The 25,751-nt window shown below is 62.1% G+C and carries 29 protein-coding genes, 1 tRNA gene and 1 pseudogene; 15 read left to right on the forward strand and 16 right to left on the reverse strand.

The window, feature by feature from the left end; all coding sequences use genetic code 11:
* The first annotated feature begins 188 nt into the window (after positions 1-188).
* Positions 189-1,472, forward strand: coding sequence for an NAD(P)/FAD-dependent oxidoreductase (locus ACI2KG_RS03760; RefSeq protein ID WP_400622578.1), 1,284 nt, complete (start codon positions 189-191; stop codon positions 1,470-1,472).
* Positions 1,473-1,584: 112 nt separating this feature from the next.
* Here the strand turns inward: ACI2KG_RS03760 and ACI2KG_RS03765 are convergent, their stop codons facing one another.
* Positions 1,585-2,319, reverse strand: coding sequence for a peptidase C39 family protein (locus ACI2KG_RS03765; protein WP_404660840.1), 735 nt, complete (start codon positions 2,317-2,319; stop codon positions 1,585-1,587).
* 166 nt (positions 2,320-2,485) lie between these two features.
* On the opposite strand from ACI2KG_RS03765, the gene ACI2KG_RS03770 reads away from it, so the two are divergent.
* A complete protein-coding gene (locus tag ACI2KG_RS03770; protein WP_400622582.1) occupies positions 2,486-2,665 on the forward strand; it encodes a hypothetical protein in 180 nt (59 codons plus the stop codon).
* Positions 2,666-2,799: 134 nt separating this feature from the next.
* Here ACI2KG_RS03770 and ACI2KG_RS03775 read toward each other — a convergent pair whose 3' ends face one another.
* The gene (locus ACI2KG_RS03775) at positions 2,800-3,552 is read right to left on the reverse strand and encodes a TerC family protein (protein ID WP_400622584.1); all 753 of its coding nucleotides are present in this window, start codon (positions 3,550-3,552) and stop codon (positions 2,800-2,802) included.
* Positions 3,553-3,579: 27 nt separating this feature from the next.
* Positions 3,580-3,819 carry a hypothetical protein gene (locus ACI2KG_RS03780; RefSeq protein WP_404660841.1) on the reverse strand — a complete coding sequence of 80 codons (240 nt, stop codon included), beginning with the start codon at positions 3,817-3,819 and terminating at the stop codon, positions 3,580-3,582.
* 134 nt (positions 3,820-3,953) lie between these two features.
* On the opposite strand from ACI2KG_RS03780, the gene nhaR reads away from it, so the two are divergent.
* The 3 genes from nhaR to ACI2KG_RS03795 all read left to right on the forward strand — a co-directional run bounded on the left by nhaR (position 3,954) and on the right by ACI2KG_RS03795 (position 7,050).
* Entirely contained in the window at positions 3,954-4,847 is an 894-nt protein-coding gene (nhaR, locus tag ACI2KG_RS03785) for a transcriptional activator NhaR (RefSeq protein ID WP_404660842.1), read from the forward strand.
* 164 nt (positions 4,848-5,011) lie between these two features.
* Positions 5,012-6,223 carry a serine/threonine transporter SstT gene (gene sstT, locus ACI2KG_RS03790; RefSeq protein WP_404660843.1) on the forward strand — a complete coding sequence of 404 codons (1,212 nt, stop codon included), beginning with the start codon at positions 5,012-5,014 and terminating at the stop codon, positions 6,221-6,223.
* A gap of 179 nt (positions 6,224-6,402) precedes the next feature.
* Positions 6,403-7,050, forward strand: a complete 648-nt coding sequence (locus ACI2KG_RS03795; RefSeq protein WP_404660844.1) for a YceH family protein — start codon at positions 6,403-6,405, stop codon at positions 7,048-7,050.
* A 4-nt stretch (positions 7,051-7,054) separates the two neighbouring features.
* On the opposite strand, the gene ACI2KG_RS03800 is transcribed toward ACI2KG_RS03795, so the two are convergent.
* The 8 genes from ACI2KG_RS03800 to ACI2KG_RS03835 all read right to left on the reverse strand — a co-directional run bounded on the left by ACI2KG_RS03800 (position 7,055) and on the right by ACI2KG_RS03835 (position 14,645).
* On the reverse strand, positions 7,055-7,243 hold the full coding sequence (locus ACI2KG_RS03800; RefSeq protein WP_404660845.1) for a hypothetical protein: 189 nt from the start codon (positions 7,241-7,243) through the stop codon (positions 7,055-7,057).
* Between the two features lie 171 nt (positions 7,244-7,414).
* The gene (gene ahpF / locus ACI2KG_RS03805) at positions 7,415-8,977 is read right to left on the reverse strand and encodes an alkyl hydroperoxide reductase subunit F (protein WP_400622596.1); all 1,563 of its coding nucleotides are present in this window, start codon (positions 8,975-8,977) and stop codon (positions 7,415-7,417) included.
* Between the two features lie 125 nt (positions 8,978-9,102).
* A complete protein-coding gene (ahpC, locus tag ACI2KG_RS03810; RefSeq protein WP_003250537.1) occupies positions 9,103-9,666 on the reverse strand; it encodes an alkyl hydroperoxide reductase subunit C in 564 nt (187 codons plus the stop codon).
* 320 nt (positions 9,667-9,986) lie between these two features.
* The gene (gene gorA, locus ACI2KG_RS03815; RefSeq protein ID WP_404660846.1) at positions 9,987-11,342 is read right to left on the reverse strand and encodes a glutathione-disulfide reductase; all 1,356 of its coding nucleotides are present in this window, start codon (positions 11,340-11,342) and stop codon (positions 9,987-9,989) included.
* 191 nt (positions 11,343-11,533) lie between these two features.
* On the reverse strand, positions 11,534-12,373 hold the full coding sequence (gene galU / locus ACI2KG_RS03820) for a UTP--glucose-1-phosphate uridylyltransferase GalU (RefSeq protein WP_400622600.1): 840 nt from the start codon (positions 12,371-12,373) through the stop codon (positions 11,534-11,536).
* Positions 12,374-12,646: 273 nt separating this feature from the next.
* Positions 12,647-13,561 carry a c-type cytochrome gene (locus ACI2KG_RS03825; RefSeq protein ID WP_404660847.1) on the reverse strand — a complete coding sequence of 305 codons (915 nt, stop codon included), beginning with the start codon at positions 13,559-13,561 and terminating at the stop codon, positions 12,647-12,649.
* The gene (locus tag ACI2KG_RS03830; RefSeq protein ID WP_404660848.1) at positions 13,558-14,208 is read right to left on the reverse strand and encodes a c-type cytochrome; all 651 of its coding nucleotides are present in this window, start codon (positions 14,206-14,208) and stop codon (positions 13,558-13,560) included. The genes ACI2KG_RS03825 and ACI2KG_RS03830 overlap by 4 nt, the downstream gene beginning before the upstream one ends.
* 77 nt (positions 14,209-14,285) lie before the next feature.
* Positions 14,286-14,645: a hypothetical protein gene (locus ACI2KG_RS03835; protein WP_404660849.1), complete on the reverse strand. Its 360-nt coding sequence runs from the start codon at positions 14,643-14,645 to the stop codon at positions 14,286-14,288.
* A 159-nt stretch (positions 14,646-14,804) separates the two neighbouring features.
* On the opposite strand from ACI2KG_RS03835, the gene ACI2KG_RS03840 reads away from it, so the two are divergent.
* From ACI2KG_RS03840 to csrA, 8 genes are all read left to right on the forward strand, one after another.
* On the forward strand, positions 14,805-15,107 hold the full coding sequence (locus ACI2KG_RS03840; RefSeq protein WP_400622608.1) for a DUF1883 domain-containing protein: 303 nt from the start codon (positions 14,805-14,807) through the stop codon (positions 15,105-15,107).
* A gap of 7 nt (positions 15,108-15,114) precedes the next feature.
* Entirely contained in the window at positions 15,115-15,285 is a 171-nt protein-coding gene (locus ACI2KG_RS03845; protein WP_400622610.1) for a hypothetical protein, read from the forward strand.
* A 51-nt stretch (positions 15,286-15,336) separates the two neighbouring features.
* Positions 15,337-16,413, forward strand: a complete 1,077-nt coding sequence (locus ACI2KG_RS03850; RefSeq protein WP_404660850.1) for an NAD(P)H-dependent flavin oxidoreductase — start codon at positions 15,337-15,339, stop codon at positions 16,411-16,413.
* A gap of 188 nt (positions 16,414-16,601) precedes the next feature.
* Positions 16,602-17,360 (forward strand): molybdate ABC transporter substrate-binding protein, encoded by a 759-nt coding sequence (gene modA / locus ACI2KG_RS03855; RefSeq protein WP_404660851.1) that lies wholly within the window; start codon positions 16,602-16,604, stop codon positions 17,358-17,360.
* Positions 17,360-18,040, forward strand: coding sequence for a molybdate ABC transporter permease subunit (modB, locus tag ACI2KG_RS03860; RefSeq protein ID WP_404660852.1), 681 nt, complete (start codon positions 17,360-17,362; stop codon positions 18,038-18,040). Before modA ends, modB begins: the two co-directional genes overlap by 1 nt.
* Before the next feature lies 1 nt (position 18,041).
* Positions 18,042-19,133 (forward strand): molybdenum ABC transporter ATP-binding protein, encoded by a 1,092-nt coding sequence (modC, locus tag ACI2KG_RS03865; protein WP_404660853.1) that lies wholly within the window; start codon positions 18,042-18,044, stop codon positions 19,131-19,133.
* 57 nt (positions 19,134-19,190) lie between these two features.
* Positions 19,191-20,213 carry a DNA topoisomerase IB gene (locus ACI2KG_RS03870; RefSeq protein WP_404660854.1) on the forward strand — a complete coding sequence of 341 codons (1,023 nt, stop codon included), beginning with the start codon at positions 19,191-19,193 and terminating at the stop codon, positions 20,211-20,213.
* A gap of 253 nt (positions 20,214-20,466) precedes the next feature.
* Complete coding sequence (gene csrA, locus ACI2KG_RS03875; protein ID WP_023381281.1) at positions 20,467-20,664, forward strand: carbon storage regulator CsrA; 198 nt, start codon at positions 20,467-20,469, stop codon at positions 20,662-20,664.
* A 43-nt stretch (positions 20,665-20,707) separates the two neighbouring features.
* Here csrA and ACI2KG_RS03880 read toward each other — a convergent pair whose 3' ends face one another.
* The 4 genes and pseudogenes from ACI2KG_RS03880 to ACI2KG_RS03895 form a co-directional block, all read right to left on the reverse strand.
* Complete coding sequence (locus tag ACI2KG_RS03880; protein ID WP_404660855.1) at positions 20,708-21,061, reverse strand: response regulator; 354 nt, start codon at positions 21,059-21,061, stop codon at positions 20,708-20,710.
* A gap of 11 nt (positions 21,062-21,072) precedes the next feature.
* The gene (locus ACI2KG_RS03885; RefSeq protein ID WP_404660856.1) at positions 21,073-22,518 is read right to left on the reverse strand and encodes an ATPase domain-containing protein; all 1,446 of its coding nucleotides are present in this window, start codon (positions 22,516-22,518) and stop codon (positions 21,073-21,075) included.
* Positions 22,519-22,523: 5 nt separating this feature from the next.
* Positions 22,524-23,684, reverse strand: a complete 1,161-nt coding sequence (locus tag ACI2KG_RS03890; protein WP_404660857.1) for a nitrogen regulation protein NR(II) — start codon at positions 23,682-23,684, stop codon at positions 22,524-22,526.
* 79 nt (positions 23,685-23,763) lie between these two features.
* Positions 23,764-24,038 (reverse strand): annotated as a pseudogene (locus ACI2KG_RS03895) (hypothetical protein).
* Between the two features lie 200 nt (positions 24,039-24,238).
* Here ACI2KG_RS03895 and ACI2KG_RS03900 point away from each other — a divergent pair.
* Positions 24,239-24,323: transfer RNA gene (locus ACI2KG_RS03900), tRNA-Leu, on the forward strand.
* Positions 24,324-24,426: 103 nt separating this feature from the next.
* A complete protein-coding gene (locus tag ACI2KG_RS03905; protein WP_404660858.1) occupies positions 24,427-24,840 on the forward strand; it encodes a DoxX family protein in 414 nt (137 codons plus the stop codon).
* Between the two features lies 1 nt (position 24,841).
* On the opposite strand, the gene ACI2KG_RS03910 is transcribed toward ACI2KG_RS03905, so the two are convergent.
* Complete coding sequence (locus tag ACI2KG_RS03910) at positions 24,842-25,036, reverse strand: hypothetical protein (RefSeq protein ID WP_404660859.1); 195 nt, start codon at positions 25,034-25,036, stop codon at positions 24,842-24,844.
* Positions 25,037-25,751 lie beyond the last annotated feature (715 nt).

Here is a 25,751-nt window from a genome sequence, read left to right on the forward strand (position 1 = left end):
CATTCTACGCATTCCAAAAACCCTGTCAACACTTTTTTTCGCGCTAACCTACTGAATCTTAACCTCTTTATAGAGAAGCACTGACCCGGGCCAGGTAAAGGATTTTCACCAGACGACTAGCGGGTGTTTATTATTATTGATAGCATCGCTACATTCGTTAAAAATATAAAACACGAGGTTCCTGCAGCATGGCTAACACCCCCTACCCCCAGTCCTACTACGCCGCCTCGGCTAACCCGGTGCCGCCACGTCCGGCGCTGCAGGGTGAGGTGGAAACCGATGTGTGCATCATCGGTGCCGGCTACACCGGCCTGTCCAGCGCCCTGTTCCTGCTGGAGAACGGCTTCAAGGTAAGCATCGTCGAAGCGGCCAAGGTCGGCTTTGGCGCGTCGGGCCGCAACGGTGGCCAGATCGTCAACAGCTATAGCCGCGACATCGACGTCATCGAACGCACCGTTGGCCCTAAAGAAGCTCAACTGTTGGGCCACATGGCCTTCGAAGGCGGGCGCATCATTCGTGAGCGCGTGGCCAAGTACAACATTCAGTGCGACCTGAAAGACGGTGGCGTGTTCGCCGCCCTGACCAGCAAGCAGATGGGCCACCTGGAGTCGCAAAAGCGCCTGTGGGAACGCTTTGGCCACAACCAGCTGGAGCTGATGGACCAGAAGCGCATCCGCGAAGTGGTTGCCTGCGACAGCTACATCGGCGGCATGCTCGACATGAGCGGCGGCCACATCCACCCGTTGAACCTGGCCTTGGGCGAAGCTGCCGCGGTCGAGTCGCTGGGCGGCATCATTTATGAGCAAACCCCGGCCATCCGCATCGAGCGTGGCGCCAACCCGGTGGTGCACACCCCGCAGGGTAAGATTCGCGCCAAATTCATCATCGTCGCCGGCAACGCCTACCTGGGCAACCTGGTGCCGGAGCTGGCCGCCAAGTCCATGCCATGCGGCACCCAGGTGATCACCACCGAACCACTGGGCGAGGAACTGGCGCGCACCCTGCTGCCGCAGGACTACTGCGTCGAGGATTGCAACTACCTGCTCGACTACTACCGCCTGACCAGCGACAAGCGCCTGATTTTCGGCGGTGGCGTGGTGTATGGCGCGCGCGATCCGGCCAACATTGAGGCGATCATCCGACCGAAGATGCTCAAGGCCTTCCCGCAGCTGAAGAACGTGAAGATCGACTACGCCTGGACCGGCAACTTCCTGCTGACCTTGTCGCGCCTGCCGCAGGTTGGCCGCATTGGCGACAACATCTACTACTCGCAGGGTTGCTCGGGCCATGGCGTGACCTACACCCACCTGGCGGGCAAGGTCCTGGCCGAAGCCCTGCGAGGCCAGGCCGAGCGTTTCGACGCCTTCGCCGGCCTGCCGCACTACCCGTTCCCGGGTGGGCAGATGCTGCGCGTACCGTTCAGCGCCCTGGGTGCCTGGTATTACAGCCTGCGCGATCGCCTGGGCTTCTGATGTAAGCAGGCTCGGCCTCTTCGCGGGTGAACCCGCTCCTACACTGATCGCGGCAACTGCGCAGATCTGTGTAGGCGCGGGTTCACCCGCGAAGGGGCCAGCACAGGCAAAATCATTTGTTCAGGCTATTCACAGCCTGCTTCGCCGCCATCTCCTGCCCCGCCCGCGACAGCTCATCCGCCGCTTGCAACCAGCGCTGGCGATCCACCTGCGCCGGCAATTGTCGCGGTGGTTGCACCAGCACAGCCCAACTCCCCTGCTTCGCCCACGCCGAAGCAAAATCGTCGAATGCCATCACCTGGCGCCGGTGCATGCCCGAGCGCAACAAAACCCGCTGCTTGTAACGGTCATACCCGATCAACACGGCATAACGTGGCTCGCCCCACCAGGCCGAACCCTCCTCGTAACGCAACAACACCGGGTTGCCCGCGGCTACCTGGGCCAACAGCGCATCCAGTTGTTTGTCCAGCGGGTACACCACCATGCCGTAGTCCCGCGCCACGCGAGGGATACCGGTGCCCAGCGCCTCGGCGCCCTGCGGCAGGTTCAGGGGTTTGTCCAGCAGCCCTGGGGTAATCGGTGCCCCCTGTTGCGACAACATCGCCGCCAGGGCCATGGCCCCGCTGTGGTTGGCGTTGCCACGGTAGAACGGCACGCTGCTGATCTCCACCCGTTGCGGCAAGCCTTTGAGATTGGCAGGCGGTGCGCTGGCACAGCCGGCCAGGCTGGCTGCCACGATTAAGGCGGCGAGCAGCCGACGAGGAAGGTGCTTGAAGGAAGGTTGCTGCATGGACACTCGCTTGCTCCAACGCCAGGCAGGCAGCGCCCGGCTCTGGCCACCGATCATAGGTCCCACAGCGGCGCGGGTATAGTCCGACATCGGCTAGGAGCGAATCGGACCAAGAGATAGACCTTTGTTCGATGGAACGTCACAGGCAAAGGGCTAGACTAAAGCAGTGTCTGGAAGGCAAGCGCTAACCCGTTGGGCGCTTGCAGTAGAGATGGAGGCACAGATGAGCCTGACCCTGGCAATCCTCATGTTGGTAGGCATGTGGCTGAGCGTCGCAGCCGCCATGTTATGGGGTGTACTGCGTATCGTGCGGCGTCATGCACAACATCACCACCTGCCGCCGCAGGCCCCGGCCAAGCCACAGCCTGTTCGGCGGGCGCGGCGGCATGCCGGGGTGCATTGAACGTTTGAATCCTGCATGGGCCCATTCGCGGGTGAACCCGCTCCTACAACGACCGCGTCGCTATCTGGCTTACGCGGCCGTTGTAGGAGCGGGTTCACCCGCGAATGGGGCGCAAAGCGCCCCACGCTTCAACATCAACCCTCAGCCGCCTCACGCTTCAGTCGCGCCCGGCGAGCAAAGATGTTGAGCATTTCGATCACTGTCGAGAACGCCATCGCCGCATACACATAACCTTTCGGTACATGGGCGCCAAAGCCTTCGGCGATCAGCGTCATGCCGATCATGATCAGGAAGCCCAGGGCCAGCATCACCACGGTCGGGTTGTCGTTGATGAAGTTGGCCAGCGGGTCGGCGGCCACCATCATCACGATCACGGCGGTGATCACGGCAATGATCATGATCGGCAGGTGCTCGGTCATGCCCACGGCGGTGATGATGCTGTCGACCGAGAACACGATGTCCAGCAGCAGAATCTGGAAGATCGCCGCGGCAAAGCCCAAGGTAACCGTCGAGCCAACCTTGGATTCTTCCTTGGCGCCATGCGGGTCGACGTTTTCGTGAATTTCCTTGGTCGCCTTCCACAACAGGAACAGGCCACCGGCAATCAGGATCACATCCTTCCACGAGAAGGCATTGCCGAACACTTCGAACACCGGGTCGGTCAGCTGGACGATCCAGGCCACGGTGCTGAGCAAGGCCAGGCGCATGACCAGGGCCATGCTGATGCCGATACGTCGCGCCTTGGAGCGGTATTCAACCGGCAGCTTGTTGGTCAGGATCGAGATGAAGATCAGGTTGTCGATGCCCAGTACAACTTCCATGGCCACCAGCGTAGCCAGGGCAACCCAGGCGGTAGGGCTAGCGGCGAGTTCCAGCAAATATTCCATTGTTCAGATCCTGCAGCGCGGTTGGGGTCAGATTTCCTGGCTTTTTTCTTTCTTGTCGGCGTCTTCGGGCTTCTGCCCTTCGCTGCCAATGGCATCGCTCAGCGCCTGCTGGGCCGCCTTGTTGGTGTCATCGATGGCCTGCTTGGCCGACTGCGCAGCCTGGTCGAGCATTTGCTGGGCGGATTTCTCGGCCTGGTCGCAACCGGACAGGGTGAGCAGGGCCAAGGCTAGCACCAGCGGCGTGCCGATGGATTTGAAGTACAGCATGGGTTCCTCGCTTGTCGATATCCCGGCGGCGCACTGGGCGCCTGATGGAGTGGAATTCTAGACAAGGCAATACATCAGGAAAATTCGTATTTTCAGCGGTTATACTTCGGTTTTTACGAATCCGGAAAACACCGATGCTCAACTATCGGCAATTGCACTACTTCTGGGCGGTGGCCAAAACCGGCAGCATCGCCCGCGCCAGCGAACAACTGAACCTGACCCCGCAAACCATCAGCGGGCAGATCACCCTGTTCGAACAGACCTACGGCCTGGAACTGTTCCAGCGCGTGGGCCGGCAGCTGGAGCTGACCGAAACCGGCCGGCAGACGCTGATCTATGCCGAGCAGATGTTCCAGCTGGGTGGCGAACTGGAGGCCATGCTGCGTGCCGGCCCGCAAGAGCAGATCCTGTTCCGCGTCGGGGTGGCCGACGTGGTGCCCAAGTCCATCGTCTACCGCCTGCTGGCACCGACCATGGAACTGGAAGACGTGCTGCGCATCAACTGCCGCGAGGACAAGCTCGAACGGCTGCTCGGCGACCTGGCGATCCAGCGCCTGGACCTGGTGATTTCCGACAGCCCCATGCCCAACAACCTGGACATCAAGGGCTACAGCCAGAAGCTTGGCGAGTGCGGGCTGAGCTTTTTTGCCACCCCGGCGCTGGCACAGCGTCACCAAGGCCCCTTCCCGGCCTGCTTGCAGGATGCCCCCCTGTTGATTCCCGGCCAGGAAACCGTGGTGCGCAGCCGCTTGTTGCGCTGGCTGGGCGAGCAGCAGGTGCAGCCGCGTATTGTCGGTGAGTTCGACGACAGCGCCTTGATGCAGGCGTTTGGGCAGTCGGGCAGCGGCATTTTCGTCGCGCCCAGTGTGATTGCCGAAGAAGTGTGCCACCAGTATGGCGTGCAGCTGATCGGGCAGACTGAGGCGGTGCATGAGTCGTTCTACGCCATTTCGGTGGAGCGCAAGGTCAAGCACCCAGGGATCGTGGCGATTACCGAGGGGGCGCGGCGGGAGTTGTTTCATTGGTGACCGAGGGGGCCTTTTCGCGCGTAAACCCGCTCCTACATTGAGCACGCAGGCCGTTGTAGGAGCGGGTTCATCGAAGCGTCGAACCGCCGCGAAGAGGCCAGAACAGCCCTACAAGGCTCTATGGTAAAGTCCCGCCCTTTCCAGATGCCGAGATACCGCTGCACATGACCCCTGTCTTCCGCCTCCTCAACCGCACCAGCCTGGTGACGCAAATCGTCGTCGGCCTGCTCGCCGGCATCGCCCTGGCACTGCTGGCACCTAGCGTGGCCCGCGACCTGGCCTTCCTCGGCAAGGTGTTCGTCAGCGCCCTCAAGGCGGTGGCGCCCGTGCTGGTGTTCATCCTGGTCATGGCCTCGATCGCCAACCACCGTCACGGCCAGGAAACCCACATTCGTCCGATCCTCTGGCTGTACTTGCTGGGCACCTTTGCCGCAGCAGTGGTGGCCGTGGTCGCCAGCATGCTGTTTCCGTCACAGCTGGTGCTCAGCACCGGCGAGGCCACGCTCAGCGCACCGGGTGGCATCACCGAGGTGATGCAGAACCTGCTGCTGAGCGCGGTCGACAACCCGGTCAACGCCCTGCTCAACGCCAATTTCATCGGCGTGCTGACCTGGGCCATCGGCCTGGGCGTAGCCCTGCGCTACGCGGGCGAAACCACCCGCACCGTGGTCGACGACCTGTCCAACGGCGTCACCCTGATCGTGCGCGTGGTCATCCGCTTCGCCCCATTGGGCATTTTTGGCCTGGTCAGCTCGACCCTGGCCCAGTCCGGCCTGAACGCACTGCTTGGCTACCTGCACCTGCTGGCTGTGCTGATCGGCTGCATGCTCTTCGTGGCGCTGGTGATGAACCCGCTGATCATCTTCTGGAAGATTCGACGCAACCCCTACCCGTTGACGCTGCTTTGCCTGCGCGAAAGCGGCATAACCGCGTTTTTCACCCGGAGCTCGGCAGCCAACATCCCGGTCAACCTGGCGTTGTCGGAACGCCTTGGCTTGCCTGAGGACACCTACTCGGTATCGATCCCACTGGGTGCCACCATCAACATGGCCGGTGCCGCAATCACCATTACCGTGCTGACCCTGGCTGCCGTGCATACCCTAGGTATTGCGGTGGACCTGCCGACGGCCGTGCTGCTCAGCGTGGTGGCGGCGGTGTGCGCCTGCGGCGCCTCGGGTGTGGCAGGGGGTTCGCTGCTGCTGATTCCGCTGGCATGCAGCCTGTTTGGCATCCCCAGCGAGATTGCCATGCAGGTGGTGGCGGTAGGTTTCATTATTGGCGTGCTGCAGGATTCGGCTGAGACGGCGCTGAATTCTTCGACTGATGTGCTGTTTACCGCGGCGGCGTGCCTGGCAGAAGAGCGGCGTAACGGTTGAGATTGTTGGGGCCGCTTTGCGGCCCATCGCCGGCAAGCCAGCTCCCACAGGGACAGCGCCAGCCTCGGGGCATTGTGCAGTACATGTGGGAGCGGGCTTGCCCGCGAAGAAGCTGATGATTGCTTAAGCCCGGCGCTTTACCTAGGCTAGTGGCCTTTCCCCAGCAATGAGACAGGGCCATGGCAGAACACGAAACCGCAGGTGAAGGCCGCTTCAACAGCGTCGAGATCCGTGTACTCGGCGCGTTGATCGAAAAGCAGGCCACCAGCCCGGAAAGCTACCCGCTGACCCTCAACGCCCTGGTTCTGGCCTGCAACCAGAAGACCAGCCGCGAACCGGTGATGAACCTTACCCAGGGCCAGGTTGGCCAGGCCCTGCGCGCCCTTGAAGGGCAAGACATGACCCGCCTGCAGATGGGCAGCCGCGCCGATCGCTGGGAACAACGGGTGGACAAGGCGCTGGAGCTGGTCCCGGCGCAATTGATCCTGATGGGCTTGATGTTCCTGCGCGGTCCGCAAACCCTCAACGAGCTGCTGACCCGCAGCAACCGCTTGCACGACTTCGATGACACCGAGCAGATCCAGCACCAGCTGGAGCGCCTGATCTCGCGTGACCTGGCCTTGCACCTGCCACGCCAGGCCGGCCAGCGCGAAGACCGCTACACCCATGCGCTGGGTGACCCGGCAGAGATCGAGGCGATCCTTGCTGCACGCCAGCATGAAGGTGGCGCGCGCAGCGGTGGCGGCAATGTGTCGGAAGAACGTATCGAAGCCCTCGAGGCCCGCATCGCGGCGCTGGAAGCACGCCTGGCCGAACTGGAAGGCTGAGCCATCACGGCTCGGGGTCGGGGAAGTTGCGGCAGCTTTTGCGCTCGGCCAGCTCCCGCTCACTGGGGCGCTGGTCGACGAACACAGTGCGGCCGTCGGCGAAGATTTCCAGGTAGCCCCAGTGCAGGTCTTGCTCTGTCTGCCCGGGCTTTGGCGGAACTAGCCACCAGGGTTCGCGGCTGATCAGGGTCATGCGAGGGATTCCTGAGGGGGTCTGCAGTAAGCATAGACACCCTGAGGTTGATGCTTTGCTTGTGCTGGCCCTTTCGCGGCTAAAGCCGCTCGTACAACGACTTGCACCGTCTTCGAAAGCGGTGCTGGTCGTTGTAGGAGCGGCTTTAGCCGCGAAGAGGCCAGTACAGGCTTACGCCGGCGCCGAAGTACGGATCAGGTGATCAAAGGCAGCCAGCGACGCCTTGGCCCCCTCACCCACCGCAATCACGATCTGCTTGTACGGCACGGTGGTGACGTCACCCGCCGCAAACACACCCGGGATACTGGTCTGGCCCTTGGCGTCGACGATGATCTCGCCACGCGGCGACAACTCGACGGTGCCCTTCAGCCAGTCGGTGTTCGGCAGCAGGCCGATCTGCACAAAGATACCTTCCAGCGCCACGTCGTGCTGCTCGTCGGTAGTGCGGTCCTTGTAACGCAGGCCGGTCACTTTCTCGCCATTGCCCAGCACTTCGGTGGTCAGCGCACTGGTGATCACCTTCACGTTCGGCAGGCTGTGCAGCTTGCGTTGCAGTACCGCATCGGCACGCAGCTGGCTGTCGAACTCGATCAGCGTCACCTGGGCAACAATACCGGCCAGGTCGATGGCCGCTTCCACGCCGGAGTTGCCGCCGCCGATCACCGCCACGCGCTTGCCCTTGAACAGCGGCCCATCACAATGCGGACAGTAGGCCACGCCACGACCGCGGTACTCCTGCTCACCCGGCACGTTCATTTCGCGCCAGCGGGCACCGGTTGCCAGGATCACGGTCTTGGCCTTGAGCGAGGCGCCACCCGCCAGGCGGACTTCATGCAGGCCGCCATCGGTGGCCGGGATCAGCGCTTCGCCGCGTTGCAGGTTCATGATGTCGACGTCGTACTGCTTGACGTGTTCTTCCAATGCTGTGGCCAGCTTAGGCCCTTCGGTTTCCTGCACCGAAATAAAGTTCTCGATGGCCAGGGTGTCCAGCACCTGGCCGCCGAAGCGCTCGGCGGCCACACCGGTGCGGATACCTTTACGCGCTGCGTAAATGGCCGCTGCCGCGCCAGCCGGGCCACCGCCGACCACTAGCACATCGAAAGCGTCCTTGGCGTTGATCTTTTCCGCCTGGCGAGCGCCGGCGCTGGTGTCGATCTTGCCGAGGATTTCTTCCAGGCCCATGCGGCCCTGGCCAAATACTTCACCGTTCAGGTAGACGCTTGGCACCGCCATGATCTTGCGCGCTTCCACTTCAGCCTGGAACAACGCACCGTCGATGGCCACATGGCGCACGTTAGGGTTGAGCACCGCCATCAGGTTCAGCGCCTGGACCACGTCCGGGCAGTTCTGGCACGACAGCGAGAAGTAGGTTTCAAAAGTGAACTCGCCTTCCAGCGCCTGGATCTGTTCGATCACTTCGGCACTGGCTTTGGACGGGTGACCGCCGACTTGCAGCAGCGCCAGCACCAGCGAGGTGAATTCGTGGCCCATGGGGATGCCGGCAAAGCGCAGGCTGATGTCGCCCCCCGGGCGGTTCAGCGAGAACGACGGGCGACGGGCATCGGTGCCGTCCGCGCTGAAGGTAATAAGGTTCGACAGGCCGGCAATTTCCACCAGCAGGTCGTGCAATTCGCGGGACTTCGCGCCGTCGTCGAGGGAGGCAACGATCTCGATCGGCTGGGTGACCCGCTCCAGGTAGGTTTTCAGTTGCGATTTAAGCGTGGCGTCCAACATACGGGCGATTCCTTTTTCAAAACTCAGATACAAAAACGCCCAGGCGAGGTCGCCCGGGCATTTTTACGGGGCGGTAGGTACTTCAGCTTTGGCGGCTGCTTACCGCCCGCGACATGCACATCGGCTTAGATCTTGCCAACGAGGTCCAGGGAAGGGGCGAGAGTAGCTTCGCCTTCTTTCCACTTCGCCGGGCAAACTTCGCCTGGGTGAGCGGCAACGTACTGGGCAGCCTTCACTTTACGCAGCAGTTCGGCAGCATCGCGGCCTACACCACCGTCGTTCAGTTCGACGATCTTGATCTGGCCTTCCGGGTTGATCACGAAGGTACCGCGATCGGCCAGGCCGGCTTCTTCGATCAGCACGTCGAAGTTGCGCGAGATGACGTGGGTCGGGTCACCGATCAGCGGGTATTCGATCTTGCCGATGGTGTCCGAGGTGTCGTGCCAGGCTTTGTGGGTGAAGTGGGTGTCGGTAGACACACCGTAGATTTCAACGCCCAGCTTCTGGAACTCGGCGTAGTTGTCGGCAAGGTCACCCAGTTCGGTCGGGCAAACGAAGGTGAAGTCGGCCGGGTAGAAGAACACGACAGACCACTTGCCTTTCAGGTCGGCTTCGCTGACCTGAACGAACTCGCCTTTGTGGTAGGCGGTGGCGTTGAACGGTTTGACCTGGCTGTTGATGATTGGCATGAGAGACGCTCCTTCATGGGGTTGGAATCAGTTGATGGATAGAATCCTAACTAATCATCCCGCTGAAGGCTCATTGGCAAAGCTCATGCTTGCGATTGGTTTTGGCTATAACCGGGGTTTATTAATAGAAGGGAATGGGCTGAGCAAAGGACTGCGCGGGTGCTGGCTGCCGCGCTCACCTGTAGGAGCGGCCTTGTGTCGCGATCGGGCCGCGCAGCGGCCCCAGCAATTTGTGAATCATGGCTTAAGTCGAGGGGCCGCTGCGCGGCCCGATCGCGACACAAGGCCGCTCCTACATTGGCAATGTGTTCAGGCAGGAATCAGCGGGTGACGGTACGCATGGTCACAAACTCTTCAGCCGCCGTCGGGTGCACGCCGATGGTTTCGTCGAACTGCTGCTTGGTCGCACCGGCTTTCAGGGCAATGCCCAGGCCCTGGATGATCTCGCCGGCATCAGGCCCGACCATGTGGCAACCCAGCACCTTGTCGGTCTCGGCATCGACCACCAGCTTCATCAGGGTCTTTTCCTGAATGTCGGTCAAGGTCAGTTTCATCGCGCGGAAGCGGCTTTCGAACACTTGCACCTTGTGCCCGGCCTCCAGCGCCTGCTCTTCGGTCATGCCCACGGTGCCGATTGGCGGCTGGCTGAACACCGCGGTCGGGATGTTCTGGTAGTCCACCGGGCGATACTGCTCCGGCTTGAACAGGCGCCGCGCCACGGCCATGCCTTCGGCCAGGGCCACCGGAGTCAGTTGCACACGGCCGATGACATCGCCAATGGCCAGGATCGACGGCGCGGTGGTCTGGTACTGCTCATCCACGCGGATGTAGCCGCGGGCATCCAGCTCGACACCCGTATTTTCCAGGCCCAGGTTGTCCAGCATCGGGCGCCGGCCAGTGGCATAGAAGACGCAATCGGCGACCAGCTCGCGGCCGTCCTTGAGGGTGGCCTTCAGGCTGCCATCTTCAAGCTTGTCGATACGCTGGATGTCGGCATTGAACTGCAGGTCGAGGCCGCGTTTTTCCAGCTCTTCCTTCAGGTGGGTACGCACCGAGCCATCGAAGCCGCGCAGGAACAGGTCGCCACGGTACAGCAGCGTGGTAGACGCCCCCAGGCCCTGGAAGATGCCGGCGAACTCGACTGCGATGTAGCCACCGCCCACTACCAGTACCCGACGCGGCAAGTCCTTGAGGTAAAAGGCTTCGTTGGAGGTAATGGCCAGTTCCTTGCCCGGAATGTCCGGCACCTGCGGCCAGCCACCGGTGGCGATCAGGATGTGCTCGGCGCTGTAACGCTGGCCGTCCACTTCCACTTCGTTGGCACCGGTCATGCGCGCGTGGCCCTGCAGCAGGGTTACCCCGCTGTTGACCAGCAGGTTGCGGTAGATGCCGTTGAGGCGTTCGATTTCCCGGTTCTTGTTGGCGATCAGGGTGCCCCAGTCGAAATGCCCTTCTTCCAGGGTCCAGCCGAAGCCTGCAGCTTGTTCCAGCTCATCGGCAACATGCGCGCCGTATACCAGCAGCTTTTTGGGCACACAGCCGACGTTTACGCAGGTACCACCCAGGTAGCGGCTTTCAGCCACTGCCACTTTTGCGCCAAAACCGGCGGCAAAACGCGCGGCGCGCACACCGCCGGACCCGGCACCAATCACGAACAGATCAAAATCGTAGGCCATGTATTCACTCTCCTAGGCAGGCGCCCAGCATAACGCACTGGGGCTGCTTTGCGGCCCTTCGCGGGCTTGCCCGCTCCCACCGGTTTGACGCAAGCCCAGAGGCATACGCAATTCCATGTAGGAGCGGGCTTGCCCGCGAAGGGCTGCAAAGCAGCCCCAGTTAATCAGCTTGGATACAAGCAGTGGCTTTATCAGTAAGCCTTGCCAGTCTTGTAGTAGTTCTCGAAGCAGAAGTTGGTCGCGTCGATATAGCCTTCGGCACCACCGCAGTCGAACCGCTGGCCCTTGAACTTGTACGCAATCACGCAGCCGTTCTGCGCCTGTTGCATCAGCGCGTCGGTGATCTGGATCTCGCCGCCCTTGCCTGGCGGGGTGTTCTTGATGATGTCGAAAATGTCCGGCGTCAGGATGTAACGGCCAATGATCGCCAGGTTCGACGGCGCATCTTCCGGCGCAGGCTTCTCGACCATGTTGGTCACCCGGAAAATATCATCACGGATCATGTCGCCGGCAATCACGCCGTACTTGTTGGTTTCCTGCGGGTCGACTTCCTGGATGGCGATGATCGAGCAGCGGAACTGGTTGTACAGCTTGACCATCTGGGTCAGTACGCCATCACCTTCCGGGTTCACGCACAGGTCGTCCGCCAGCACCACGGCAAACGGCTCGTCGCCGATCAGCGGGCGGCCGGTGAGGATGGCGTGGCCCAAGCCTTTCATTTCGGTCTGGCGGGTGTAGGAGAACGAGCACTCGTCGAGCAGACGACGGATACCGACCAGGTATTTTTCCTTGTCGGTGCCCTTGATCTGGTTTTCCAGCTCGTAGCTGATGTCGAAGTGGTCTTCCAGCGCGCGCTTGCCGCGACCGGTAACGATGGAGATCTCGCTCAGACCGGCATCCAATGCTTCTTCAACGCCATACTGGATCAGTGGCTTGTTGACCACCGGCAGCATTTCCTTGGGCATGGCTTTGGTAGCAGGCAGGAAGCGAGTGCCGTAGCCGGCTGCCGGGAACAAGCATTTCTTGATCATATACGTCCTTACAAAAGGCTAGGCCTATGGAATTCGGCGCAGTCTAATCAGGCGGCAGTCACCTTACAATGCCCCACCCCTGGCCGACCGATGGGAAGATAGAGATAACCCAGTGTAGATAGTTCCGGGGGATCGTAAATATTGCTGTCATACATGACCGTTGGATGACAGGGAAATGAGGTTGCCTGTGCGGGCCTCTTCGCGGCTAAAGCCGCTCCTACACCGATCGTTGTAGGAGCGGGTTTACCCGAACAGGCCCGCACAGCCAACACCTCAACTACCGGTGCCCTGCCCGATCAGCACCCCCTCCACCTGCTGCCCATACAGGTTCACCCCGTCATTGGCATGAAACTTCACCCGCGTCTTCTCGATAGAGCCCTCTACCAAGCGCGGATCTTGTGGCCGCTCATGGCGGTTGATCCACGCGGCCACGTCCCAGGCCTGCTGGTCGCTGAGGCTGCCCGGCTTGCCCAGCGGCATGTTGTACTTGATGAACGACGCCGCCGTATTGATACGGTGCATACCGGCGCCCCAGTTGTAGGCGTCCTTGCCCCACAGCGGCGGCATCACGTACTCGCCCGCCACTTTCTGGCCTTCGCCGTTGTCACCGTGACAGATCGCGCACTGCTCACGGTAAACCTGTTGCCCGCGCTTGAAGTCATAACCGCCTTTGGGCTGCGCCACGTCCGGGTAGCCTCGCCCGGCAATCTCCACCCCGGTCGGTGCCTTGGTCGACAGCCAGTACGAATACACCGCCAGCGCCGTCATCTGCGGGCTGTCAGCGGCCGGTGGCTTGCCGTTCATGCTGAACTGGAAACAGCCCTGGATACGCTCGGCGTAGGTATTGACCTTGTCGTTTTTCTTGCGATAAGCCGGGTACATCGGGTAAGCGCCCCACAACGGCGCAGAATGTGCCATGCGCCCCTGGTCGAGGTGGCAGTTGCTGCAATTCATGCCGTTACCCACCGCCTCGGGCATCAACCGACGGGTGTCGACGAACAAGGCATGGCCTTCACGCACCCTCTTGCCAAAGGCGTTGTCTGGCAACTCGCTTTCAGCAGGCGGCATGAACTGCGGCGACGCCTGCACGCCGGGGACTTTCAGCTGCGACTGGTCTTCCATGGCGATCGGCGCGGCCTGGGCGCTGCCCATGGCCAGCAGCAACAAGGCTGGAATCATGGCTTTCATGGCGTGACCTCCTGGCTGGCGGGGCGGGCGAAGAACTCGGCAACGGCCTTGATCTCGTCATCGGTCATGGCCTTGGCCACGCCGACCATCAGCTGGTTGGGGTCATTGCTGCGGCTGCCGTCACGCCAGGCATTGAGCTGCGCCACCAGGTAACTGGCAGGCTGGCCGGCCAACGGCGGGAAGTGCTCGCCAACCCCACCGCCACCCGGCCCGTGGCATTGCACACACCCTGGAATGTGCCGGCTCCAGTCGCCGTACAAGGCCATGCGAGTGGTGGGGTCAGCGGCGATTTGCTGGCGGCGCAGGTCGCCAGCCGGGTCTGCCGGCAGGCTGGCGAGGTAGGCGCTGACGGCGTCGATTTCTTCTTCGCTCAAGGCCTTGGCCAGCGGTTCCATCACCGCCTGCTTGCGGCTGCCACTGCGCCAGTCATGCAATTGCTTGCGAAGGTAACCCGCCGGTAGCCCGGCCAGGCGGGGGAAGCCGGCAGCAGCAATGCCCTTGCCGTCCGGGCCATGGCAACCGAGGCAAGCCATGGCGGCGGGGTTGGCCCCGCCTTGGGTGAAGATTTTCTGGCCATCGGCGGCATGTGCCGCAGGCCAGGCCAGGATCAGCAAGCTGCCGATCACCGCGCGTCTCAAGGGTGTCATCACGAATCTCCATTTCTTTTGTTATATGTTTAGACCTAAAACATATAAGCAAATGGAGCGCAATCAGTTGCCCTGGATCAATGCCCGGAGATGCACTGGGTGGCGGCCGTACGCACATCGCCAAGGCGCAGCGGGAAGTTGTTCAGCCGCTCGTACAGCTTGATGCTGCTGCCACTGCCGCGTTCATCGATATCCAGCAGGGCAGCCGGGCCGGCGCCTGCCGTCAGCTTCTGCGGTACGGTCAGACGCAAACCATCGCCGCGTTTTTCTTCCACCAGCGGCTCGCGACTGTCTGCAAGCTGCTCCTTGATGCAATCGGCATATTCACGCGGGGTCTTGCCCGAGATCACATCCAGGGTAGCATGCGATTGCTCCAGCTCGGAAACACTGACACAACCACCCAGCGTGACTGCCAACGCGGCCACCATCCACTTCATCTTCCGCACCTCAACCTTTACGAACCCGTTTGGACCATAGCCAGGCGCGTTTGCTCCCTGCTTTGGCAGATTTATCTACGCCTGGCGAACAGCGCGGCAGTGTAACGGCACATCGTGGTATCGTTTGCCTTTGCTGAACCAAACCTTGCGGAGCATCACATGAAATTCGTACACCAGCGCGAGCATCTCAACGAGGATGACATCGTCGTCATCGAGTGCTCCCAGCGCTGCAACATCCGCCTGATGAACGACGCCAACTTCCGCAGCTTCAAGAACGGCGGCCGTCACACCTATCACGGCGGCGCCTTCGACCAGTTTCCGGCGAAAATCACCGTGCCAAGCACTGGCTTCTGGAATATCACTATCGACACCGTGACCACACGGCCGATCTCGGTTACCCGCAAGCCAACCTTGAGCCACAAGATCAAGATCATCCGTCGTTCGTCGTCAAAGCTCAGATAAGGCCACCATGACCCAGACCATCAAGTACGTCATCAAATACAAACTCGACGGCGAGCGCCGCTGGGATTTCGCGATCATGCCCGATGCCTCGCAGGAACAAGCCCTGGAAGCCCTGCGCAAGATCCATGGTGAAGACGCCGAGAAGATCAGCGACATCCAGGTCAGCAAGGCCCTGTAACAGCCGCCGCCAGCCCCGCCGTACCGTTCGCCCCGCGAAAGGAGAAACGCAATGAGCCACTGGCCCGACCGCCGTATCCTCGACCTGCTGGGCATCGAGCTGCCCATTCTGCAGGCGCCCATGGCGGGGGCGACCGGCTCGCCCATGGCCATTGCCGTGGGCCTGGCCGGCGGGCTGGGCGCCCTGCCCTGCGCCATGCTCAGCGGCGAACAGCTACGCGCCGAAATTGCCGCATTCCGCGCCGGGTGCCCCGGGCGCCCGCTGAACCTGAACTTCTTCTGCCACCAGCCGCCAGCGCCCGATGCCGAGCGCGATGCCCGCTGGAAGCAGGCGCTGGAACCTTACTACCGCGAAGTGGGTGCCGATTTTGCAGCGCCTACACCCGTCTCCAACCGCGCACCTTTCGACGAGCAAAGCTGCCAGCTGGTCGAGGAATTGCGCCCGGAAGTGGTGAGTTTCCATTTTGGCCTGCCCGAGGCCGAGCTGTTGCAGCGGGTCAAGGCCAGTGGTGCCAAGGTGCTGTCCAGCGCCACTACCGTGGAAGAGGCCGTCTGGCTGGAGCGCAACGGCTGCGACGCGATCATCGCCATGGGTTATGAAGCCGGTGGCCATCGCGGCATGTTCCTCAGCGACGACATCACCAGCCAGGTCGGCACCTTCGCCCTGGTGCCGCAGGTGGCTGATGCGGTCAGCCTGCCGGTGATTGCCGCCGGCGGCATCGGTGACCACCGCGGCCTGGTAGCGGCACTTGCCCTGGGCGCATCTGCCGTGCAGATCGGCACCGCCTACCTGTTCTGCCCCGAGGCCAAGGTTTCGCCGGCGCATCGCCAGGCGCTGGATAGCGCCCCGGCCAGTGACACCGCGCTGACCAACCTGTTTACCGGCCGCCCGGCGCGTGGCATCAACAACCGCATCATGCGCGAGCTGGGGCCAATGAGCACGCTGGCGCCACGCTTCCCGCTGGCGGGCGGGGCATTGATGCCATTGCGGGCGATCACCGATGCGCAGGGGAACAGTGACTTCAGTAACCTGTGGTCGGGGCAGGCGTTGCGGTTGGGGCGGCATATGCCGGCTGGGGTGCTGACCCGGGAGATTGCTGCAAAGGCGCTGGACGTGGTCGGTCGTTAGGTATTTTCATTTACAGGCCTGGCCTCTTCGCGGTTAAACCCGCTCCTACAACGGACGGTGATGATTTTGTAGGAGCGGGTTTACCCGCGAATAGGCCGGGCCTGCAAATGCATCAACCAGCCCCTTCCCGGCAAATGGCCTATCGCTATATAGTTGAAGATATAACGATAACCTCAAGGAGCTGTTTCATGCGTATCCGCCCGTCTCACCTGGTCTTCACTGCCCTGGCCAGCCTGTTTGCCTTCAGCACTGCCTGGGCCGATGAGGTTCAGGTCGCGGTCGCAGCGAACTTTACAGCACCGATCCAAGCCATTGCCAAGGACTTCGAGAAGGACACCGGCCACAAGCTGGTCGCCGCCTATGGCGCCACCGGGCAGTTCTATGCACAGATCAAGAACGGCGCACCGTTCGAAGTGTTCCTCGCCGCCGATGACACAACCCCGAAGAAGTTGGAAGAAGAAAAGGAAATCGTCCCCGGTTCGCGCTTTACCTACGCCATCGGCACCCTGGCCCTGTGGTCGGCCAAAGACGGCTATGTCGATGCCAAGGGTGACGTGCTGAAGCAGAACGCATTCAAGCACCTGTCCATCGCCAACCCGAAAGCGGCACCTTACGGCTTGGCCGCCACCCAGGTACTGGACAAACTGACGCTTACCGACGCCACCAAAGGCAAGATCGTCGAAGGCCAGAACATCACCCAGGCCTTCCAGTTTGTCTCCACCGGCAACGCCGAACTGGGCTTTGTCGCCCTGTCGCAGATTTACAAGGACGGCAAGGTGACCCAAGGCTCGGCGTGGATCGTGCCGTCCAACCTGCACGACCCGATCCGCCAGGACGCGGTGATCCTCAACAAAGGCAAGGACAATGCGGCCGCCAAAGCGCTGGTCGAATACCTCAAAGGGCCGAAAGCCGCCGCGGTGATCAAGTCCTACGGCTATGAAATCTGATGCCACTGGATGCCAGTGACCTGGGTGCGATCTGGCTGACCATCAAACTGGCCAGCCTGACCACCCTGATCCTGCTGATCATCGGTACCCCCATCGCGTGGTGGCTGGCGCGCACGCGCTCCTGGCTGCGCGGGCCGGTGGGCGCGGTGGTGGCGCTGCCGCTGGTGCTGCCACCGACGGTGATAGGCTTCTACCTGCTGATCGCCCTCGGCCCGCACGGCTGGCTCGGCCAGGCTACCCAGGCCATGGGCTTGGGCACCGTGGTATTCAGCTTCACCGGCCTGGTGATCGGTTCGACCGTGTATTCCATGCCGTTCGTGGTCCAGCCGCTGCAGAACGCCTTTGGCGCCATTGGCCAGCGCCCGCTGGAAGTGGCGGCCACGCTGCGTGCCAGCCCCTGGGACACCTTCGTCCATGTAGTGCTGCCGTTGGCCCGCCCTGGCTTCATCACTGCCAGCATCCTCGGCTTCGCCCACACCGTAGGCGAATTCGGTGTGGTCCTGATGATCGGTGGCAACATCCCCGACAGGACCCGCGTGGTTTCGGTGCAGATCTTCGATCACGTCGAGGCCATGGAATACGCGCAAGCGCACTGGCTGGCCGGTGCCATGCTGGTGTTCTCTTTCCTGGTGCTGCTCCTGCTGTACGCCGGACGCCGCGGCAAAGCTGGCTGGAGCTGACATGACTGCATCGATAGTGGCGCGCCTGAACCTGGCGCGCGACGATTTCACCTTGGACGTTGACCTGCAACTGCCCGGGCGCGGTATCAGCGCACTATTTGGCCACTCCGGCTCCGGCAAGACCAGCTGCCTGCGCTGCCTGGCCGGGCTGGAGCGGGCCGCCAGCGCCTACATCGAGGTCAACGGCGAAGTCTGGGAAGACAGCAGCCGTGGCTATTTCCAGGCACCACACCTGCGCCCGGTGGGTTACGTGTTCCAGGAGGCCAGCCTGTTTGCACACCTGTCGGTGCGCGGCAATCTGGAGTTCGGCTGGCGCCGGGTGGCCGCCGCCGAACGCAAGGTCAGCCTCGACCAGGCCAGCCAGCTGCTGGGCATCGGGCACTTGCTGGAGCGCCGCCCGGCGACCTTGTCGGGTGGCGAAGCACAGCGCGTGGGCATCGCCCGTGCCCTGCTCAGCAGCCCTCGGCTGTTGTTGATGGACGAGCCGCTGGCGGCGCTGGACGGGCCGCGCAAGCGCGAGATCCTGCCTTACCTGGAACGCCTGCACGACGAACTGGACATCCCGCTGGTGTATGTCAGCCATGCCCAGGATGAAGTGGCGCGGCTGGCGGACCACCTGGTGTTGCTTGAGCAAGGCCAGGCGGTCGCCAGCGGCCCGATCGGCGAAACCCTGGCGCGCCTCGACCTGCCAATGGCCGAGGGCGAAGATGCCGGCGTGGTGTTCGAGGGCATGGTGGTCGGGCACGACCCGCACTACGACCTGCTCGACCTGCGCCTGCCCGGCAACAGCGGGCCGCTGCTGCGCATCGCCCACCCGGCGCATGTGATGGGCAGTACCCTGCGCATCAAGGTGCAGGCCCGTGACGTCAGCCTGGCGCTGACGGCGGACAGCACCTCGAGCATCCTCAACCGCCTGCCGGTGCAGGTGCGCGAGAGCCGCCCGGCGGCCAACCCGGCGCATGTGCTGGTCAGCCTGGATGCCAGCGGCAACGCCCTGCTCGCCCGTATCACCCGCTTCTCCGCAGACCAGCTCGGCCTGCACCCGGGGCAGATGCTGTTCGCCCAGATCAAGTCGGTGGCCCTGCTGGGCTGAGCATCCTGGGCGCGGGCGCTGTCCATTGATCAATGACTTGATCGAGGCCCGCCGCCCATGTCCGACTGCCCATTGCCACGCAGCCTGCACTACGTTGACGACAGCCAGCCGGGCCTGACCCGGCGCCGCTGGCGCGAGCGCTTCATTTACCTGGATGCCGACGGCCAACGGGTTCGCGACAAGGACACCCTTGCGCGCATCGCTGCGCTGGTGATTCCGCCGGCCTACACCGATGTGTGGATCTGCGCCGACCCGCAGGGCCACTTGCAGGCCACCGGCCGCGATGCCCGTGGCCGCAAGCAGTACCGCTACCACACGCAATGGCGTGAACTGCGCGACCAGCACAAGTACGGGCGCATGCTGGCCTTCGCCCAGGCCCTGCCAAAGCTGCGCAAGCAACTGGAAAGCCACCTGGCACGGCCAGGGCTGGACCGGGAAAAAGTCATGGCGCTGGTCGTGAGCCTGCTGGACCACACCCTGATCCGCATTGGCAACCAGCGCTACCTGCGCGACAACCAGTCCTATGGGCTTACCACCCTGCGCAACCGCCACGTGCAGGTCAAAGGCAGCACCATTCGCTTCCAGTTCCGCGGCAAGCGCGGTGTCGAGCACAACGTCACCCTCAACGACAGGCGCCTGGCCAACCTGCTCAAGCGCTGCATGGAGCTGCCCGGGCAGGCGCTGTTCCAGTACCTGGATGACGACGGCCAGCGCCACAGCGTCGGCTCTGCTGAGGTCAACCAGTTCTTGCAGCAGCTGACCGGCGCCGACTTCACCGCCAAGGACTACCGCACCTGGGCTGGCAGCAGCCTCGCACTGCACCTGCTAAGGCCGTTGGCCTGGGAGCCAGAGACCGAGGCCAAACGCCAGGTCGCCACCATCGTTCGCCAAGTCGCCACCCGCCTGGGCAATACACCTGCCGTCTGCAGGCGCTGCTACATCCACCCGGCAGTTCTGGAACACTACGCACTGGGCCGCCTGGCCGACTTGCCGAAAAGCCGAGTACGCAAAGGCCTGGACCCGGAAGAAGTGGCCTTGCTGCTATTTCTTCAGGCACTTGAGGAACAGGACGACCATTAACCCTGTCTATTTAACCCATCATGCGAAGAAATTTCCCATTGAGCGCCAAGCGCCCTATTCTTGCCACCGAGCACCTTGGCCGACAAACCGCTGACGGTTTGCTTTGGCGCCTGCAAGTGAAGGTACGCAACAGAATTTTTCTGTCGGGGAATTACTATCCGCCGAAAGCGTCTTTAATGAGAAGGAAGAGGGACCCGCTCCCGCCGCTGTGGTAACTAGCCCTGCGGTCTTTTACATCACCAAGGAGAACTACATGCTGATACTCACCCGTAAGGTTGGCGAAAGTATCGTCATCAACGATGACATCAAAGTCACCATTCTGGGCGTCAAAGGGATGCAGGTGAGGATCGGTATCGATGCACCGAAAGATGTACAGGTCCATCGTGAAGAGATCTTCAAGCGTATCCAGGCTGGCAACCCGGCCCCGGAAAAGCACGACGACTCGCACTGAGCCCACCCCTGCCAGGGTGCATGGATGCGCTCGACCGCCTGCCTCAGGTGCTCAGTAACTGACGCACCTTGGCGATCATCTCATCCATGTCGAACGGCTTGTCGAAAATGGCGGCGAACAGCGCCGGGCATCCTTGGCTGGCCTGTGCGCCGCTCATCAGTATGACCGGCAACTCGCTGAGTGCCGGGTCTTCGCGCATGGCGCGCACCAGTTCTTCACCATTGAGCAGCGGCATCATGTAGTCGGTAATCACCAGCTGCACGCGTTTTTCCTTCAGGGCCTCCAGTGCCTTGTTACCGTTGCTGGCCTTTTCCACCAGATAGCCTTCATCCTCCAGGGCAAACCCGAGGATGTCGGCGATCAAGTACTCGTCATCGACGATCAGGATGGTATTCATTGGCCCACCCGTCAATCGCTCCCCTGCTGCACAGGCGTCCCCGAGAGCACGCCGCAGGCGCCTTCGAATGCCTTGCGCAGGGTAATGCCCTGCGGCCCGATCAGCAGCTCATGCAAGGCCGGGTCATGGTGGCTGTCACGCACCTTCAGAATTGACAGCATGCGCCGCAGTTGCGAGTCCAGTTCGACAAAGCGCATCAGCATCAGGTTGTCGACAATGCTCGAAAGGTCCGGCGCCGGGGCGCTGATTTCCGCGCCAAAGATGTCGCGCATTTCCCAGGTCAGCATCACGCTGACATCGCGCGCGCGCAGTTCACCCGCCAACGCTCGGAAAAACGCATTCAACCGTGTCGGCTCGATGGCCAGGCGGCTGAACGCACCAAGGCTGTCGATCAGCACGCGCTTGCTGCCTTGCGCTGCGACCCGCTCGAGCAGGCGCGCGCCAACCTGGTCGAGCAAGCCCTCGGTGGTGGGCTGCCAGCACAATTGCAGGCTACCGGCCTGCTCCATCGCGGCAAAGTCGTAACCCAGCGAAGCCGCCTTGCTGCGCAGGCGTTCCGGGGTTTCGTAAAAGCCGAAATGCAAGCCTGGCGCCTGCAGGGTGCTGGCCCCCAGAAACGCCAGGCCCAAGGATGTCTTGCCAATCCCTGAAGGGCCGATCAACAGGCTGACCGAACCTGTAGCCAGGCCACCACTCAGCATTTCATCGAACGTTGGCACACCACTGCTGATACGCGCCAAGCTGCCGCTGCCCATCTGGCTGGGGTGGCTGAACAACGATTCCACACGCGGGTAGACGTGCATCCCGGCTGCGTCGATGAGGCATTCGTGGCGTCCCGACAACGCCGCACTGCCACGTGTCTTGCGCAGCTGGATATGGCGGACGGCGCGGCTGCCGACCAGTTGCTCGCCCAGCTCTATCACGCCGTCGACCATGGTGTGCTCAGGGCTGCCTTCATCCAGCCGGGCACTGGTCAGCAGCAGCACGGTACAGCCGGCGAAGGCCGCGTGGCCTTGCAGTTCGGAGACGAATTTCTTGGTATCCAGCGTGGTTTCCGCACGCACTCGGGCATTGAGCACGCCGTCGACAATCAACAGGCTGGCCTGCTGCCGGGCGATTTCCTGGCGCAGCAGCCGCACCACGGCATCCAGCCCCTCCTGTTCAAGGGTGTCGAATGCACTGACGAACTGGATCTGATCACCCACCAGCGCCGGGTCGAAGAACTCCAGGGTGGACAGGTACTGGAACAGTCGCTCATGCGACTCACTCAGCAGGGTCGCCACCAGCACTCGCCCGCCTGCACGCACATGGCCGCAGGCCAATTGGTTGGCCAGGATGGTCTTGCCGGCACCCGGCGGGCCCTGAATGATGTAGGAGGCACCCGCCACCAGGCCGCCCTTGAGCAAGGCGTCGAGCCCATCGATCCCCGTCACCAGCCGCCTGAGTGCTTGTACCATGATATTTACCTGTCGAGTGGGCTGTGCGCCTGATCCTGATACATTGGCAAGTAAAGCTGCATGCAAGTTCCTCGACCCGCTTCGCTTTCAACACAAATAGCGCCACGGCTTTGCTTGGCAAAGCCGTACACCTGGCTAAGGCCCAGGCCGGTGCCCTTGCCGAAAGCCTTGGTGGTGAAAAATGGCTCGAAGATACGCGGCAATACTTCGGCGGGTATACCTTCGCCGTTGTCTTCGACCTTGAAACGCACAAAGCTGCCCTGCAAGCCGTCAATATCACCGTCCAGCTCGACCATATCGACCACCAGGCCGATCCGGCCATGCTCAGCGATGGCGTCGCGGGCATTGAACAATAGGTTGAGCAAGACCATCTGCAACTGTCCGGCATCCACCTCGATCAGCGGCAGGTCCGGTTGCAGCTGGACTTCCAGCACGACCGAACTGGGCAGCGCATGCTCCAGCAGGCCGCGGGTAGCGGTCACCAGGTCGGCCGGGGCAACGCTGCCTACATCGAGCTTGCGGTGGCGGGCGAAGCTGAGCAGTTGCTGGGTCAATTCGGTACCACGCTGCCCGGCTTCAAGGATGTGCTGCAGCATGCGCTGGACACGCGCCGGGTCCTGGGTGCTCAGCGCCAGGCGCGCCGAGCTGATGATAATGGTCAGCATGTTGTTGAAGTCGTGCGCCAGGCCACCGGTCAACTGGCCGAGCGCCTCCAGCTTCTGCGCCTGGAACAGCTGGGCGCGCACGGCATCGAGTTGTAGCGCCGATTCGCGGCGATCTGTGATGTCGCGGGTCACTTTGGCCAGGCCGACGATCTGGCCCTGGTCGTCGCGGATCACATCCAGCGCTGCCAAGGCCCAAAACTGCGTGCCGTCCTTGCGCACCCGCCAGCCTTCGTCCTGCGCCACACCCTGCTCCAGCGCCTGGCGCAACAGGCGCTCGGGGCGGCCGTCAGCGCAGTCCTGGGGGGTGAAGAACAGTGAAAAATGCTGGCCGATCACTTCATCGGCACGGTAACCCTTGATCCGTTGCGCGCCTGCGTTCCACGACACCACATGGCCAGTGGGGTCAAGCATGTAGATGGCATAGTCCACCACCGACTGAACCAATTGTTCATAGCGGTGGGCGGGCATGACGGGATGATCGAGACAGTCAGCTGAAACCATGCAAACTCCACCGCTACTGCAGGAGGGACGAAATGAGCGTAGCGTACCCATCCTTGAGCAAGCGTGCGACAACGAGCGGTCAGTTTTCCGGCTCGACCAGCACCGGGCTGATACGCCGCGGCACGGCCACCTTCAGCAACCACACGCCGACCAGCATGATCACGCCACCCCGGCTAGCGCCATAAGGCGCTGCTGCTGCGAGTGCTCGGCATCAAAGCCCAGCAGCAGCATGTAACCGCCCAGGCTGATGAGGCTGAGGTAGAGAAATGCCCCCAACGCAACCACCTGCAGGAACAGCAGCCGCCAGAATAACCGTGGGCGCACGACACGCACCTTAGCTCGGGACTGCGTCATCGCTGAACACTCTTGGATCCAACAAACAGGCAACAGTGGCGTAATGACAGCAAGGTGTCAATTGCCCAGTCGATCGACCTTCATTCTGTTGATCATAGGTGCTGGAGTTGACTCAACTATAACAATGGGTTATAAAGCCCGCTTGATTGCGAAGCCCTTCTGCTTAGAAGCGAGCTGGTCGTTGCGACCCCTTCATGCGTGCGAGTGTGGTGGAATTGGTATACACAGCAGACTTAAAATCTGTCGGCGTGAGCCTTGCGGGTTCGAGTCCCGCCACTCGCACCAAACTTTTCTGAAAGGCGCCCTTGCGGCGCCTTTTTGCTGCCTTGCGGCAATGTCTTGCGCAGCTGCTAAAGTGGAGCGTGTACCCGTCCACTGGAACGCCGCCATGCGCTACTCCCTCTTCGATGGTCAACGCGACATCTTTATCCTGCTTGCTCGCGTGCTGCTGATGATTCTGTTCGTCTTGTCTGGCTGGGCCAAGCTGACCGGCTTTGATGGCACGGTTGGCTACATGGCGTCGCTGGGTGCCCCTGCCCCGATGCTGGCAGCAGCGATTGCCGTGCTGATGGAGTTCGTCGTCGGCATCCTGCTGATTCTTGGCTTCTACACCCGGCCGCTGGCGTTTCTGTTCGCGCTGTTCGTACTGGGCACAGCGTTGCTCGGCCACCCCTTCTGGAATATGGTCGACCCCGAGCGCAGCGCCAACATGACCCAGTTCCTGAAGAACATGGCCATTATGGGCGGCTTGCTGCTCCTGGCCGTGAGCGGCCCGGGGCGCTTCTCGGTGGACGGGCGCTGAGTCAGTCGTCGCAGTCATCGAACCAGGCTGGGTGATCACGCTCCTCTTCGTCGAGGTCATCCAGCGTTTCCTCGTCTTCCTCCACGTCATCCTCGGCACCCTGGGCATCCGCCTCGGGCTCCATGCCGTCATAGAGAAATTCGTGGTCTAGCAGGTGATCGTGCTCGGGTTCGTGCAGGTCGTCTTCGTCGCGCATGTTGGCTCCTGGGGGTGATGGCAGGCCTGTATAGGCTGATCAGGATGGCGGGTCAATGCGTTATCGCTTAATGCTGGGTTAATGGGTCGGGCGCTTGTCGCAACAATTTTATCGCCTGTGAGATCGAGCGCCGCCCGCGCGGCGCTTCGCGGCACAAGGCCGCTCCCACATCTGTTTCGAGCCAATCCCTCCTGCAAAGGCACCTCTGCCCGCCTGATCTGTATCAGTTGCGCCGCTGCTTTTTATCCATCTCCAGCCATGCACCAAGGGTGCGCATCTCTGTCACAGGAATAATTGGCCCGAAACAGATGTGGGAGCGGCCTTGTGCCGCGAAGCGCCGCGCGGGCGGCGCTCGATCTGTGCCTCACCTCAAATCCCACGACATGCATTCGAAGCCCTCACATTGCCTCCGGCCGTGCATCATCCGGCAGTTGGACTTGCGCCACCCATGACAACCTGGTCACCTCAGCTTCACGAAATACCGACATACGCATGGGCACACTGACCCTGCTCCGTACGTTCTTGCAGCCCGCCGCATCCTTGCCGCGGGCTTTTCTTTTGCCACCGACTTCTGCCAGGTGCATTAGCCGCGTCGCCTGCTTCGCGGGCTCACGCGCTCCTTGTAGGAGCGGCTTTAGCCGCGAACACCGGCTACGCCGGTGCCATCCACCGCGCTCCCCATACAAGCCCTGCAAAAAGCAACCACAAGCTCCCA

Origin of the sequence: Pseudomonas sp. NPDC089407 (assembly GCF_044900445.1) — a bacterium.
Lineage (GTDB): Bacteria > Pseudomonadota > Gammaproteobacteria > Pseudomonadales > Pseudomonadaceae > Aquipseudomonas.